This window comes from Cohnella sp. WQ 127256 (genome assembly GCF_024519285.1).
Classification (GTDB): Bacteria; Bacillota; Bacilli; order Paenibacillales; family Paenibacillaceae; genus Cohnella.
Map to the genome: position 1 here is coordinate 151,347 of NZ_JAMZCY010000004.1, position 16,045 is coordinate 167,391.

Here is a 16,045-nt window from a genome sequence, read left to right on the forward strand (position 1 = left end):
TATAATTGATGTCTGTGGCATGTCTATTAAGTAGAAGCATGTCGCAGAAACTTGTAAACTAGGAGAAAGATTTCAATAGTGAGCAGAAATCAGGCAGGGTAAATTATCCCACTTTACTCATTATACATGAGACGCTTGCTCAGCGTAAAGAAGATTTTCATAGAAAGGGTAGAATATTAGTTCTTGAGTCCCTCTCAATAGTCTCACCATGTTAAACGCACGGAACAGAGAAAAGTTGCGGTTTAAATCAAATTCATCCAACTTTTTTTGTCCTTTTTTTATTTACGAGCTAACCTTAAACCTTATGTAAGGGATTGTCGCCTCTCTAGTATAGCTTGGACAATTGATTACGTCATTGGTAGATCATTTCCTATACACCCAAGTTGATGCATATAACAAGAAGAATCGCCTCCCACCAAGAAATGGACGGAGGCGATTCTTCAATTCACACTGAACTGTCTAGTTAATCTTTGGCAGTCGCTTTTTATCTGCCAACACTCTTGCTACCAAGATTGCTGAATCTGAGCGCAATATGCTTGCCTTAGGTTCGAATACGAAACCTTTCTTTACATCTTCCAGATCGACCTGTGAACCTAGAATGAATCCTTTTTTCGCAACTGCAAGCACTGCTGAACGAGCATAGTAATCGATCTGAGCATAATCCTTGAATTGCTTTTGTAAAGCAGCATCGATCTTCTTAGCATCTGTATCGAGCTTCAGATTAAGCGTACGCGCGATAATTACAGCTGCTTGTTCTCTAGAAACAGGAGCGTTAGGCTCAAAAGCTCTTGGTGTAGTACCTCTAATGAGTCCTTGGCGAGCCGCAGTCTCTACATAACGGAAATCCCATAAAGCATCTGGGTTTATGGTATAAGGTACATCGTCAAAGTGAGACTTACTCAATTCATAGTTCAATGGAATATTCACTGCTTTAACCATCATCCGCGCGAACTCGCCACGGCTAGTAAAGAGATCCGCTCCAAATTGATCGTAACTAACCGGGTTCATGACCCCTTTGGCATAGATCGCTTCTAAATAGTTCTTAGCATACTGATGTTGCGTAATGTCGTAGTAGGAATACACCATCTTACCAACAACATAATAACCAAACTGCGAGAATGGGATCGTAATTGTGTGTTTTTTCGTGTCGACAACTCCACCAACATTCTCCCAATACTTATTCTTCACATCGTAGCGGAAGGCAGTAATAATCGTCCCTACAGCATCACGCATGTCTGGATCATATTTCAGTTCAAGAGTACCAATCTTAGATGTAACAACCTCACGATTATCCGGTCGTAGATCATAGGTTGGAATTTCAGTATTATTCAATCCCTTAGCACCTGGGAATTGGTATGGGTCAACACCCATCTTCAAAGGATCATACGTATTCGTTACAGGATCATCCGCAAGACCGGCATCTATCCAGAATACCGGGCTCGATTTTGTGAAATGCGTTGGGTAAGATACGTTAAATCTTGTTCCAAAGCTTTCTAAAATCAAATCGAAATTGGCTGGAAGGGTCTCATACTCCCGACGATCGACGACACCATCTTCTGGATTTGCAATTGCAAACATGAGTTGGTGTCCATCAAATATCTGATTTTTCAAGTTCTCAGGAACATTGAAATCTTGTCGGATTAACGTAGTTCCCTTTTCGAACTTCAGGTTCAAACTGCCGTCAAATTGTTTGTGACTGCTCTTCATGGTTTCTAAGAATGCCGCTCCAGGTATATTCGTTGGGACATATTTGATCTCAATCGAATCTTTGCTAACATCTTTTCCATTAGAAATCGTCAATTCAATTTTATTGACCTTACCTGCCTTCAATCCTGAAACAAAGTATCGGTAAGCATTTGGATAATCTATCTTTCCATCGTTATCACTGTCAAAGTCGATTTTTTCCATTTCAGCCGACTTGACGTCTCCACCTTTTATGAGGATTTTCTCAGCACCCGGGGCATCAATTACAACCTCGATAAAGTTTTGATTAATAACACTTTTTTCCGGCAGAATCGGACGAAGGACTTTGTAAGGAATAGAAGTCGGATCAACTTCTAAACGATAGCTAGCTCTTGGTCCAGCTTCTCCGCTGTTGTACACGTAGAAGTTATAAACCTTAGGACTTCCATCTGGGTTCAATTGCTCATTTTTAATAATAAAGGAGAAAGATTGCAGATCCAAATCATAACGAACAGTCAGATTATCCGTAAACGTAGCTGTAGTTGGATATGACCCTACTACCTTTCCGTTTTTAACAAGCTGGAACGGCTGCGATAAGTCCCACTTCATATCCGCCTGACCTGGCGTTGTAATTTTCAGGATATAATTGGTTTTGGTTAATTGCCCCAGTAACTTTGCTTCCACTTGAAATAATTCAGTTCCAAGATCAATAAAATCAAAAGTACCATATACATTCATTTCAGATTGAGTTGTTGTAAAGATACTTCCACGTATCGGGAAGCTCGGGTCATTAGCAAGTGGAGCATCCTTATATTGAGTCCCGTACGGGAACACACCAGACGTTCCTGGCGCCGGTATAACCGGCAAGTTAGTCGGAATCAAATTAACTTTAATGACCTTCTCATAATAACTAGTTGAAGTTTGGTATACGATCCTTAGTTTGTTCTCCCCTGAGAAGAACTTGCTATAAACATCTGGAAGACTATAGCCTGCAGCCGATGTATCAATTTCAAAGTCAGTAACCAACGTAGAATTAGCATTCTGCATCAGTGGTATAGCAGTATTGTTGATATAGAAGAAAACAGATTGCATTACAGGAGTACTTGTCGTTGTCGTTCTATACTTAAACTTATCGAGATCTGTGATGTTGATGAACGATCCTTTTAGATCACCTAGGCTCTCCGTTAGCACAAAAGCAGCTTGGTCTCCCACAGGTTCAGTTGTATCAACATTAATAATCATGCCATCTACAGCTTTGTCATACTTGACGAAAGGTCCAGAGAGTAAATTAACTTTCGCAGGTGTAATTGCACCACCCGTTCCACCCATTCTAAAGTTGATAGTCTGAGTTCCTGTTGTGGGCATAGCTGAGAATTCATACACAACTCGATAGAAGTTCTTAGTAACTCCGTTTACGAGTTTACTCACCGACTTAACATCAGTAGCTGTTACGTTCTTCCTGGTGTTGGTCCAACCAGTTGTTTTACCATTACCCGCAATATCAATAATTTTCTCTATCTCTATCGGTTTTTCTGTGTCTTGATAAGCAGTAGGATTGCCTATTAATATTTCAACAGCAAACGGCATGTTAAATATATTGGTGCCTTCCAGAGTTGTTCCAGTTAGAGATTCATAGTTAACTCCATTATAACCTTGAAGATAATTAATCTCATGAATATAGGGTAACGTCCCATTTTGCAGCGTAAATCCTAATGAGGATGTTCCCTCTTCTGTTGGTGTAACATTTAGCTTCTTGTTCGATTCATTGACAGCCTTCAACTCTAGGTTGTATTGAACGTTAGGTTTAAGCGACCCATTATCTATAGGATCTTTCAACATTGAAGCGTCTAAAGCAGGAACATCATAAATAAAGAACGCATCTGTCGGCAAATATGCTGTCGGAGGAATCGCATATACGGATCCACTTACAGATGTGGAGCTTCCCGCACGCGTAAGCTTATAATTCACTTTAACCATCTTCGAATTATTAAGATTATTCGCAATGTTATTAATCGCTGGATCCGGGTGAGGCTGAGCTGGATCACCAATGACATCTGGATAGATCGCATTAGGTACGATAACCTTACCATCAATTATGACATTAGCTAATGTCTGATAGTTATATTGTGGGTAATACTCAATTGGCATGCCCTCGTTGGATCCTTCTTTGATATTCATATCATAGAAAGTAACCCCACCATTATAAAAAGCAATCTCTCTAGTCGTTTCAACCGTCTGGGAATTATTCTTCACTCGGATGGTGACTAAGTTTTTCCCCTTCTTCAGGTTAACAGGAGAGGCAACGAAACTGTTATTATTGCTCGGATTAACGTTATAGGTTTTACTATTACCATTAACGATAATGGTTACACTCTGGGCATTAGGTGCGTTACCCGTAAGACTAATATCATAATTATTACGTCCTTTAGAAGCGCTCGAATGAACGACAGTCGTTCTCCCCTCTTCAACAGGGAACGATTTGCCATCAATTTGGGCAACTAAGTTATAGAACAAAGGCCCATTACGGTAATCAATATAGTAGGAGTTGCTTACTTCTCCTCCTGATTGCAAACCTTTGAACGTAATTTTATTCATTCCAGGGAATAGTTCAAGATTGAAGATCGTTAGCGCAGTTCCGTCCAAAAACACATTGCTCGTCTGATCAACCTTAGAAGTCCCAAACACTTCAATAGGTAAAAGTGTGATCGGATCCACCTTATAGCTTACAACTTGTTGGATACTGTAGGAAATCGTAGACACATTAACATTATTAACAGAACCTTGAAGTGTGACCCGCGCATCAGTTGTCACTCGAGCTGCGGCATAAGTAGAGCCTTCGTTCGGAAATACAAAGCTTTCGTTCGTAACTGCCGCGTTCGCCTCCGGCGATTGAGCGGGAAACAATTGAAGCAGGAGTGCGAACACGAGTAATACTGAGCTGAATTTTTTTAACACAATAATTTCCTCCTTACATGTCTATCCCGGCATTATGGGTGTATCACTGTTATCGGACGCGAAGCAAGGAATATTTAGTCGAAAAACAAAAAATCCCTGAATCTCATGAGAGATTAGGGATTTTTCATCTATATTGCTTACTTTCCTCGCGTATCCGTATGAGGCTTCATGCGAAGTCTAGCCAGGAAGTCGAGAACCGGACGGCGGGTCTGGTCGACAATTCCGATAAGCTCGGCACCAATTTGTAAAAGGAATACGAGAGCACAGATTACGATAAAGGTAATCCAGTTACCTAAGCCTGTGTTCGATACGGTTGATTGAATAACTGCGCATCCACCGAAAAAGGCTGCGATTCCGTAGATGATTAATACCGTCTTACGATGACTAAAGCCGAGCTGCTGTAGACAGTGATGCAGATGCCCCTTATCTGGAGCAAAGATCGGTTTCTTGTGAACCCAACGACGAATGATAGCGAAGAAAGTATCCGACAACGGGACTCCAATAATGAGTAATGGAGTTACGAAGGAAACGACCGTAATTTGTTTGAATCCTAGCATTGACAACGTCGCCAAGGCAAAACCAAGGAAAAGTGAGCCCGAGTCGCCCATAAATATTTTCGCGGGATGAAAGTTAAAGAACAGGAACCCAACAACTGCGCCAAGCAAAACAGTTGATATCAAGACAACAGTGGAATTCCCCATTATAATACCCATTACTAGAATCGTGGCAATTGCGATCCCGGATACACCGGCAGCTAGCCCGTCCAATCCGTCAATTAAGTTAATTGCGTTAGTGACGCCAACGATCCAGAAAATCGTCAAGGGAATACTTAGCCACTCACCAAGCGGTTGCATGGCTGATCCAAACGGAATATTCAACAGGTCAATCTTAACGTCAAATCCGAATACAACAATACATGCTGCACCAATTTGTACGAGAAGCTTAAGCTTTGCAGATAAGTCGTACTTGTCATCCAACGCACCGAGTAAGACGATTAACGTCCCTCCAACGAGTAGCCCACTAATTAAATTGCGGTCATGTGCGCTAAGCGTGCCTTCCGGCAACCAAGGTAATATAAGTAACAAGCCCACCGTAAACGCAGCATAGATCGCCACGCCACCCAGACGGGGCATAATTCTCGTATGAACTTTACGCTGGTTCGGTATATCCATCGCACCTACACGGATCGCCAGCTTCTTAACAAGTGGTGTTAGGACAAGCGCAAGCACCAATGCTACTATAAATGAAATGAGTCCAATACCTAGCATCCAACCAGACACCATTTTACAACTCCCCTTTTTTTGCACCGGAATGAATTATACTCCCGTCACAAGGAATTCAACAAGGTGAACATTCAGTCGTTTTCCGCCATTTTGAATGATTTTCATCATTTTCATGAAAGTTATCGTGATTATTTGTTGTGTTTCAGGACTTTATCTCCGTCTTTAATGACTTTGAGAGCAAATTGCGGTAGCACGAGCATTCTTTTAAACCGGGAAGGCTCTTGCAAGAGCCTATAAAACCATTCCATACCTAATTTGCGAAATAATGCCGGAGCTCGCTTGAGCTTACCAGAGACGACGTCTAAGCTCCCCCCAATACCCATTACAACAGGAACATTGAGCACGGACTGATATTTCTCGATCCAAGGCTCTTGATTCATTGTAGAACGGGCAACAAACAGCAAATCTGGATTAGCAGCTCGAATAGCTGCCACGACTTCCCCATCATCCCTATCCGTAAAATAACCATCCCGATACCCAACGAAACGTATACCTGGAAATTGTTGCTTCAGCTTGTCATGAGCCGTTTGTAAAATTTCTGAAGAAGCACCCAGTAAATATACACTCCATTGATGCCGCTCTCCCTCACGTAAAAGCTCATGCAAGAGGTCAAAGCCTGCAACACGCTCTTGAACGGGTTGCTTTAACCGACGAGCTGCCCATACGACGCCTGATCCATCAGGAACAACAAGATCTGCTGTTGCCAAAGTATGATGGAAGGAGGGATTGTCCAATCCAACCATTAACATGATCGGGTTACCAGTAATTACACGTTGCGGTCGACGCGTTTCGATCGCTAGCTTCAGATACTCAACGGTTTCTTTCATACTCATTTTCGAAAAAGGGACGCCATATAATGAAACCGTTGGATACGGCTTCGGTTTCGGGTTCAATTTGAGTCACTCTCCAACTGTAAGGTGGTGTGGTTATGTGCTTATCCAGTGGTTATCCCCTCCGCTCAGGAGCCGGAGATAAAAGTCAGTAACATGATATTTGTCGGTATCCCACTCGCTCAGGAAACGGTGGGGTTAATTGAATGATCTAATCATAGATGATTTGATGTAAGGAAATGATTAAAAATAATTAATGAAATGATCAAAAGATACTCCAAGCATTAAAATAATGCATTTAAGCATTTAAATGATACAACTTATTGCTGTAACCGATTGTGCAATGAAATAAGATGTTTTTCATTTTTGATGCTCTTTTATTGAATAGTTCGGGTCCAAAAATGATGTTTACCTATACTATTTACGAATGAATGCGACAATTTGTTGCGCAGGTCGTCCTGCCTCTTGCTTAAGACGATTTATCAATGCGTCACAAGATTCATGCCAGTGTTCGGGATTACGCAAAATATCGATCGCCTGTTGAGACGCATATTCGAGATCTAGCGATTCCGTCGTGCCGATAGCACGTTGTCCGAGACGCTGGAGGAACTGGTCGATCTTGGGGTCGTACGATAGGCCGAGCAACGGAACATTCTGATTCGCCGCATAAATAAGCGAATGCAGGCGCATCCCGATGAGCAACGCGCATCGGCCGACCTCCCGCAGCATCAGCTGCGGGTCATCGTGCGCCGGGGCCAGCTCCAGCTGAGCTGCGACCCCGGAGCTCGCTAGCCGTTCCATCACGTAGCGCGACGCGTCCTCATCGGCGCCGCGATGGAACGGCAGGAAGCGCAGCCGGACCGCATGGCGTCCGGCGAGCGCTTCAAGCGCTGCAGCCGCGCGGTCTAGGTCCGCGCGGTCACTGCGCCAGAACCTGACGGACACGCCCACCACAGGTGGTGTGTCCTGGCCCTCAGCGGCGGCGATGCTGTCATCCGCCGCCATAGCTCCGCCGGCGCCACTAGCCGCCGGCAAGCCCATGACCGGATCCGGTACCACCTCGACGCTGGTTGGCGGAACACCATAACGTCGTAGCAGCATCGCCGACTCCTCATCGCGAACCGATACATAAGCAGCCTTCTTAAACGCACGAGCGATAAAAGGCTGGAACATTTTCCGGTTCACCGGGCCGATGCCCTGTGCGTATACAAACGTCGGTTTACCACACCATCTAGCCAACGCCATAATCCCTAGATAATACGGAATGGAGCCCAACCCCGTTGCATCCTGCAACAGGCTTCCGCCCCCACTTATTAATCCATCGCTATTTTTAAGCGCCCGACGTACTTCTCCAAGCTTTGTACGATGAACAGACTCCACACCATACTGCTTCTTCGTCCACTCTGGATCACCAGAAAGCACAATTGGCTCAACTCGAACTCCCGCATCGGTCGCTGCTTCTTCTAATGCCGTAATGATACTTTTTAATACTGCCTCGTCCCCACTGTTGCGAAAACCATAATACCCTGAAAGAACCAAGCGAAATGTTTTTCGGCCAGTTCCAGTTATTTTCTCTGCACGATGTCCGATTTTCCCCGCCCCTATCGTAAATATATCAGTCGTAGGTTACCCATTCTTGTCCGCGCCTACAAACTTCTGTTCACAATACTGCTATCCCTGAAAAAATAACGTTACCGCACCACTCGATTCCCGGTCATTGTTTCCCAGAAATTTGAATTAGGGTTACACCATCACCTTATTCTCAACCAGCGACTTCTCTTTTGGTCCTATGGATCACAATAACGCTATCGTATCACCTAATCCACATGAAAACCTACTCAAACACCACATTAACGTTATGCGATCACTCTATCCGCTTCATAACAAAAGTAGCCCATCCACCCCTGAGCGAAGGGGATATCGACCAAAGAAGTCGAAATCCCACACCAGCAAGCTCAAGCTACTTCTTGGATCGAACGCCCAGCACCGATGGTAACGTCACCCTTCACCCCTGAGCGAAGGGGATATCGACCAAAAGAGTCGAAATCCCACACCAGCAACTAAAGCGTCCTCTTAAACCAAATCAAATCCCCCACGCCATCATCAAAATGCTGGACGAAGGGGATATGTTTAGTTTGTTAAGACATTAGCTTTGAATCCTTAATCCATCTTGTCCAAATTTTCTCACAAACCTGCCAAGCTACGATAATGACCAAACCGATCAATACACCGATGCCCAAGCCGAGAAAAACTCGAATAAGCGATAACAGGAATGGCGTATGAATATGAGCGAAAGTATCGACCATAGATAGCTGGCCGATCGTTCCTGCAACTAGCAGAACCATTGCCCAACGATAGCGTAATGCAAGGAAAATCCCCACAAAGAACAGTGGATGACCACCCATAAATTCCTTAATACGTGGGCGCACCCCAAAAGTATTTTCCATTATTGATCTGAATTGCAGTTCAATTCCTGTGACTTGGCCACCATTACCCGTTCTGGACAAGTAATAGTATCCGACAGCACCAAGAATCCCGACACCAGCAATCCACATTACAGTAAGTGGCATCCCCAGTATCTTCCTCGCATTTCCCACAACCGTTTCCCCAGAACCATACAAGAAGACATAAATCGCAACTAGCCCAATTGGCACCAGATGTAACAGGCTCACACCACGGAACTGTTGCAGTACCAAGCTATACGAAATATGGTTAAGAAGCGCCACCATAAAAGGAACAGCGGCTAGTGATAGGATGGTCGTCCTAACTAAGAGCAACACAGCTCCGCCAAATCGACGTATGCTTGAAATTGGCTGATCTCCAGCACCTTCTCTAAGCACCCTAATTCGCTTAACAAGTAGCACAACCGACGCAGTTGGTGCGGCAATCGCCACTAGCAACGCTAAGGCTTGTACCATTAAAGTGGAACTTAACACATAGAGACCCGCTCCACCAATCGCACCAATCACAAGTCCAGGCAGTAACAATGACGGAATAAACAAGCCAAAAGTTAACGCAATCAGCGCGATTGCACCAAGAGCAGCAATTGCCCTCAAAATCATTTCCGAAGGTGCCTTATGCACATCGAATGATTTCGCCTCACCAACTTCAAATCCAAAATCCTTCAACTGCTTGACAACACCTGTTGAATCTTCATCACCTTGCAGAACATCAACAATGTTACCTAGCGGATGGGTCACTTGCCCCTTAATTCCATCTCTAACCGCGATTGCATTCAAATATAACAAGCGCATATTGCGATCTTTGACCGCTAGAATAAGTCGATCTTCCAAAACAGGCTTCTTGATCACTGACATCTCGGCTTCTCCAACGGAGTGAGCTCGGATCGCATTATAACCTAGAATGTTAGCAAGCTTAGACATACCCTTCTGCGGAACCTTCAAGTTCTCGAATATCCCAACGCCGATATTGTGCTTTTGGAGTTCGCTCGCGAACCGTTGCACACCACCGAATTTTAAGCCTTTGCCAAAACCCGTAACGGCTTCACCATCGAACAATACCCGAGTAACACCGAGCTCTTGGAACGATTGTAGCCACTTGTCAACTTCTACAGGATCAAAAGGTACAAAGCGATCCGACAACCTAGGTACGATCATGAATCCGGCATCCTTCAACATCTTCATCGCAATCGGATTTGGCTGCATCGGACGAATATAAGCATCATCATATCCCATGCTCAATCGCACACCCGAATGGTCTTTGATCGTCCAGTTTGTAACCTCTGCACCATGATGTTGGAAAGCCCACTCGATAATCGGACGAAGTGTCTGCTCATGCTCAGGTTTGTTGAAGACGACATACGTACCGTTATCCTCAGGAGGAGATACTCGGTCTTCAAGTAATGCAGCTTGCATGGCATTGTATACGTTAACTTCTCCCGCCCAAGCTAGCTCCTCTAGCGTACTTTCGAATACTGCCATTCCATTTACGCCAGCATCCTTCAGAAGCTTCAATTGCTCTTGAACGAACTCTTGGGGATGCGCCTGCGTATTCCCAACTTGGAGCAAGTCTCGATAATCCATCACTATTGAATATTGGTCCGCCGAAGTTTCCGTCTGCACTCTTGCGTACATGACCGGCAACGCCGCTACTACACCAACTAGCACGACCCACCATAGCCACTTCGCCAATCTTGTGTTCCATGTGTTCAGCCATTGAGGCACAACGGTCACTCCTTTATTTGTAACTACTTAGGCAACAGAGAGCTAATCGATAGAATCGACTAACGACTAACTCCCTCCCGTTTTACCTAGTCCAGCGAATCTACTCGAGCCATAACAACCTCAGCAAGCTGCTTCAAGGCAGCAGAAGCTTCACTAACCCCTGTACCTCGTACCGCAAAATAAACCTTTATCTTCGGCTCCGTCCCTGATGGACGCAAACAGAACCAGGATCCGTCTGCAAGCATGAACTTCAATACATTTTCAACGGGTAGACCCTCAAGTCCCTTTGCATAGTCCAGAACCTGAGTGACCGCCACACCGGCAATGTGCTCCGGAGGACTTACACGCCAATCATTCATAATCGCTCCGATTTGCTCCACGCCGTTCTTGCCTTTAAGTGTACGAGACTCCAGCTTTTCCAAATAGGTTCCATACTCGGCATAGAGCTCAAGCAATACTTCGTATAAAGTTTTGCCTTGTGATTTATAATAAGCGGCCGCTTCACAGATCAATAGAGCAGCAACAACCGCATCCTTATCACGCGCATATGTACCTGTTAAGTATCCATAGCTTTCCTCGTATCCAAATAGAAATTCATGAGATCCAGAAGCTTCGAACTGCGTCATCAACTCACCAATATATTTGAACCCCGTTAACGTACTGAACACTTGGCAGCCAAAAGCAGCAGCAATGTCAGCGCCCATCTCACTCGTTACAATAGTCTTAATGACCGCTCCATTAGCTGGTAGATTCCCTTGCGCCTTTAAGTTAGACAACAAATAATTTACCATAAGCGCGCCTGATTGGTTGCCCGACAAGACCACAAACTCACCTTGATCATTTTTTACGACGGCACCCATCCGATCACAATCCGGATCCGTACCTACGATAATATCTGCGCCCGTTTCCTTCGCAAGCTTAATGGCCAGCGTGAAGGCTTCTTGCTCTTCCGGATTCGGAGATTTAACCGTAGGGAACATTCCATCCGGCTGCTCTTGCTCTGCTACGATGCTTACGTTCGAGAAGCCTGCTTGTGCAAGAACCTGTTGAATCGGGAGGTTACCTGCTCCATGTAGAGGTGTAAAAACAACTCCAAGTTCTCCGCCAGCTCCATCCTTGAGCATTTGGGGTTGAACGGTTTGCGCCACAACGGCATCAACAAACCGTTGATCAGCCTCTTCATGTAACCAACACAACAAGCCCTGATCTTCCGCTTCAGCTTGTGTTAATCGTTTCACTTCGTCAAAGGAGCTAATCTCACGAATTTGATTTATAACTTGTTCCGCTTGATGAGGGATTAGCTGACCACCATCAGCGCCGTATACCTTGTAGCCATTGTATTCAGGCGGATTATGACTTGCGGTGACGACAATGCCACCCGTCGCCTTCAGATCACGCACCGCGAACGACAGCTGCGGCGTTGGTCGTAAGGAACGGAACAAGTAGGTGCGTATCCCGTTTGCCGCAAGAACACAGGCAGCCTCTAAAGAAAACACATCGGAATTCATGCGCGAATCATGTGCAATAACAACAGATGGGGTAGAGGATTCGTTCAGCAGAAAGTTTGCAAAACCTTGTGTCGCTTTACCGATCACATATCGATTCATGCGATTCGTGCCCGCACCCATTACTCCACGTAAACCACCTGTGCCAAATTCAAGATCGCGATAGAAACGATCCTCAATCTCTCCTATTTGGCCCTTGATTAGTTGTAGCTCATGCTTCGTATGCTCATCTATGTTGGGATCATTTAACCAAGCTTCATAAATAACCTGTGGATTCATAGTCAAGGATAATTTCCCCTTTCAAATTTACTTAAGCTTTAGATGGGTCGGACAAAGCAAACATAAGCTCGCCTTCTGCAACAACTACATCTCCAACACGAGCAGTACCGCGGCCTTTGCCGATTGGTCCCTTCAAACGTGTCACTTCAAGCTCCAAAATAAGTGTATCACCCGGTTTAACTTGACCACGGAATCTAAATCCATCAATACCTGCGAAGAAGCCAAGCTTTCCTTTATTCTCTTCAAGCGCTAGCATCGCGACTGTTCCTACTTGAGCAAGCGCCTCAACGATCAATACCCCAGGCATAACCGGATATCCTGGAAAATGTCCTACAAAAAACGGCTCGTTCATCGTAACATTTTTAAGTCCAACAGCACGTTTACCTGGCTCAAGCTCCAAAATACGATCAATCAATAGAAACGGGGGGCGGTGTGGGATTAACTCCTGAATTTGTACAATGTCCAACATCATTAATTCCTCCAATTATTATCCTATTTAGATGCACATTAACGCATAAGCCGCCTATGTGCGGCAAATAATACAATCATCCTTAAGGTGGTCTGCAGCCGCCAAGGTTGATATAAGAGAGCCTGCCGCCGCACAACGATTAGTCGGCGGTGGGTTCTTTTGTGGGACAATAAGTCTAAGTGAGACTAAGATACCCTATTTAATGTTTTGAATTTCATGAAGTAAATAACCGAGGCAACGAAAGATAAAACAATTCCGCACCATAATACAGCGACTCCTCCAGGCCCTTCAAAGAACATCAGCGTAATAGCCACATAATAGATTACTGTCGTCGCTTTCCCGATTAGGTTTGCTGGCACTGTCTTAAAACCCCTGAAATGATAGATAGCTGAACCGATGATCATTACCAATTCTCTGAATGCCATAGCTATGAATGCCGCTAAAGGGAGCACGCTCTTCATCAAAAGCACCAAGATGACCGCGAGCATCATTAGTTTATCCGCAAGTGGATCTAACATACTGCCTGTAGCGGTAACCTGTCCACTTCGACGAGCGATATATCCATCTAAGAAATCCGTGAATCCAGCCAATAGCAAAATACAGAGGGCAGCAATCGTCTGATCATTCAAATATAAAACCACAAAAAAGGGGATTAACACAAACCGGGACATCGTCAACATATTGGGTACATTCATCCCCCGTTATCCCCCTTCTCACTTACTTTCCCCGTCATTATCCCATTCACCTCTACAAATGAAAACTCCCCAAGCGGAAGCCGGGGAGTTGCCGTCCCGGTTGCAGGGCGCAGGCCAGGCATCAGCCGCCCTCCGCGAACACGAGATCATACATATGCTTCCATGTGTTGAAGTCGAATACATCTGATAAGGGCTTGTCCCCCAAGATGACATATCCGATCGCCAAACCAACGATTAGAGCTATAATACAAAGCACTGGGATTATTAACAGTTTAATGCTCATCCAAATGATCTGGGCAATAACCCTACCTGAGGACTTATTGCTAGGTTCATTCGAACGGGTAGCTGCTGTCATGAAGCTTTCGTCTCCTTCACCATACAACGTCGCGGATAACATTCGTATCTGTATCCGCTTGTAGACTCAACCTCGCAGGTTATTCGCCATTCCCATCATCTGTTCACTAGAGGAAATCGCCCTTGCGGTCAGTTGATAAGCACGTTGCACGATCATCAAATCAGTCATTTCATCAGCCATATTCACGTTTGACTGTTCTATGAAGCCTTGTCTAACAGATACATTTCTTTCTCCGTTAGGCAATAACGCTGCATCACGAACGACATTATTCGGATTAACGCCTTCCGGAATTCCGAATAAGTTATCTGCAACGGTCCGCAACAAATCAGAATTGGTGACCTCAACCAATTTCAGTGAGCCGAGTTGAATCGGGGCTACACCTTCACTACTTACTGCTGTTAACGTACCGTCAATTGCAACGCTAAGATCATATCCAGCTGGAACACGGACGAAGCCCTCACCGTTACCCGTATTCGCAACAACATGCTGCCCTGAATTCGTAACCAACAGCCGATCTCCATTTGCAGCCGGAGTCAATTGGAACGGGCCACTGCGTGTGAATGCCCGAGGCCCACCAATATCTCCCGTAGTTCTTACTTCAAATAAGCCGTTACCTTCAATCGCAAGATCTGTCATCAGGCCCGTCTCGGACAAAGGACCTTGAGTCATGTCGGTTTGCAAGGAAGCTAATCGGGCACCCCATCCTTGGGTAAACCCAAGTGGTGTCCGTCTCCCAGCTTGATTAAAATCCTCTGTATGAGGATTCAGGCTCGTCATTATATCTTCGAAAGCAGCCGATTTACGTTTATATCCGGCTGTATTCATATTAGCCATATTGTCAGCTAGCATATCTAGCTTGTATTGAAGGGCACCCATAGAGACGGACGCAGTTATCATGGAGTTGTTCACTTAGGAGTTCCTCCTTATCGAATGTATTATACACGGCCTACTTCGTTCACAGCTTTTTCCAAGCTACGATCATAAGCCTGAATAACTTTCTGATTCGCTTCATAGGCGCGGAGAGCTGCCATTAAATCAATAGATGACTGAGCGGCATCCACGTTAGAGCGCTCCAGATAGCCTTGACGAACTTCAACTCTGTCCCCTGCAGCAATCTGATTAATGCCTGCTGGATCACCCGCATAACGGAAGCGCCCATCCCCTTGACGAAGAAGCATGTTAGGGTTGTCCACTCGCACAATACGTAGCTGAGGTGCACCTTGCAGCGGTTGCCCGCTAGTGGCATCAAGCAATCTACCATCCCCGGACACAGTCACCCGTTCCCAAGGAACCGTCACTACGATCGGATTACCATTAGCGCCTACGACCTCATTGCCATCAGCAGTTAACAGCGTGCCATTCGGATCGGTCTTGAAGCTACCGTCCCTCGTATATTGCTCTTCACCTTGTGCGGACAAGACAGAGAAATAAGCTTGAGGTTTATAGGTTACAGCACCATTCTGATCCACGGACTTGCCTGATTGATCGAACGTAGAGCCAGCAATCAACAGATCGGATACAAGAGCTAAATCCTGACTACGATAAGTTTGCTGCAAATCTCCCTGTTGCATTTGCAAGAGGTTCTCTTCCGCGAAAACTCCCAAACTTAGCTTGCCCACGCTTCCTGCAGGTGGGTTTGCCCCCCCCATTACTGAAATGAGAGTTTCAGGGAATGTACGAGTAACCGCACTACTCCCTTTAAATCCGGGCGTATTGAGATTCGTGATATTGTTCGTGATCGTGTCATGACGTCGTTGCTGAGCCAGCATCCCCGAAGCAGCTGTGTATAAACCTCTTAACATGGAGT

12 protein-coding genes are annotated in these 16,045 nt (G+C 45.1%); all 12 read right to left on the minus strand.

Translation table 11 applies throughout. The annotated features are described in order from the left end of the window. Positions 1–459: 459 nt before the first annotated feature. The 12 genes from M1K58_RS12320 to M1K58_RS12375 all read right to left on the minus strand — a co-directional run bounded on the left by M1K58_RS12320 (position 460) and on the right by M1K58_RS12375 (position 16,040). Positions 460–4,638 carry an S-layer homology domain-containing protein gene (locus M1K58_RS12320; RefSeq protein ID WP_256759162.1) on the minus strand — a complete coding sequence of 1,393 codons (4,179 nt, stop codon included), beginning with the start codon at positions 4,636–4,638 and terminating at the stop codon, positions 460–462. A 137-nt stretch (positions 4,639–4,775) separates the two neighbouring features. Next, positions 4,776–5,906: a glycosyltransferase family 4 protein gene (locus tag M1K58_RS12325; protein ID WP_256759654.1), complete on the minus strand. Its 1,131-nt coding sequence runs from the start codon at positions 5,904–5,906 to the stop codon at positions 4,776–4,778. 143 nt (positions 5,907–6,049) lie between these two features. Continuing rightward, on the minus strand, positions 6,050–6,814 hold the full coding sequence (locus tag M1K58_RS12330) for a WecB/TagA/CpsF family glycosyltransferase (RefSeq protein ID WP_256759163.1): 765 nt from the start codon (positions 6,812–6,814) through the stop codon (positions 6,050–6,052). Between the two features lie 354 nt (positions 6,815–7,168). Next, positions 7,169–8,320, minus strand: coding sequence for a polysaccharide pyruvyl transferase CsaB (gene csaB / locus M1K58_RS12335; RefSeq protein WP_256759655.1), 1,152 nt, complete (start codon positions 8,318–8,320; stop codon positions 7,169–7,171). A 569-nt stretch (positions 8,321–8,889) separates the two neighbouring features. Beyond that, complete coding sequence (locus M1K58_RS12340; protein WP_256759164.1) at positions 8,890–10,935, minus strand: DUF5693 family protein; 2,046 nt, start codon at positions 10,933–10,935, stop codon at positions 8,890–8,892. A gap of 86 nt (positions 10,936–11,021) precedes the next feature. Beyond that, positions 11,022–12,719, minus strand: coding sequence for a phospho-sugar mutase (locus M1K58_RS12345; protein ID WP_256759656.1), 1,698 nt, complete (start codon positions 12,717–12,719; stop codon positions 11,022–11,024). A gap of 31 nt (positions 12,720–12,750) precedes the next feature. Beyond that, positions 12,751–13,188, minus strand: a complete 438-nt coding sequence (fabZ, locus tag M1K58_RS12350) for a 3-hydroxyacyl-ACP dehydratase FabZ (RefSeq protein ID WP_256759657.1) — start codon at positions 13,186–13,188, stop codon at positions 12,751–12,753. A 185-nt stretch (positions 13,189–13,373) separates the two neighbouring features. Then, complete coding sequence (gene pgsA, locus M1K58_RS12355) at positions 13,374–13,883, minus strand: CDP-diacylglycerol--glycerol-3-phosphate 3-phosphatidyltransferase (protein WP_256759165.1); 510 nt, start codon at positions 13,881–13,883, stop codon at positions 13,374–13,376. Then, positions 13,880–14,005, minus strand: a complete 126-nt coding sequence (locus M1K58_RS12360; RefSeq protein WP_256759166.1) for a hypothetical protein — start codon at positions 14,003–14,005, stop codon at positions 13,880–13,882. Before M1K58_RS12360 ends, pgsA begins: the two co-directional genes overlap by 4 nt. Further along, a complete protein-coding gene (locus M1K58_RS12365; RefSeq protein ID WP_256759167.1) occupies positions 14,005–14,238 on the minus strand; it encodes a DNA-directed RNA polymerase subunit beta in 234 nt (77 codons plus the stop codon). Before M1K58_RS12365 ends, M1K58_RS12360 begins: the two co-directional genes overlap by 1 nt. A 66-nt stretch (positions 14,239–14,304) precedes the next feature. After that, entirely contained in the window at positions 14,305–15,147 is an 843-nt protein-coding gene (locus M1K58_RS12370) for a flagellar hook-basal body protein (RefSeq protein ID WP_256759168.1), read from the minus strand. A 26-nt stretch (positions 15,148–15,173) separates the two neighbouring features. Then, the gene (locus M1K58_RS12375) at positions 15,174–16,040 is read right to left on the minus strand and encodes a flagellar hook-basal body protein (protein ID WP_256759169.1); all 867 of its coding nucleotides are present in this window, start codon (positions 16,038–16,040) and stop codon (positions 15,174–15,176) included. Positions 16,041–16,045 lie beyond the last annotated feature (5 nt).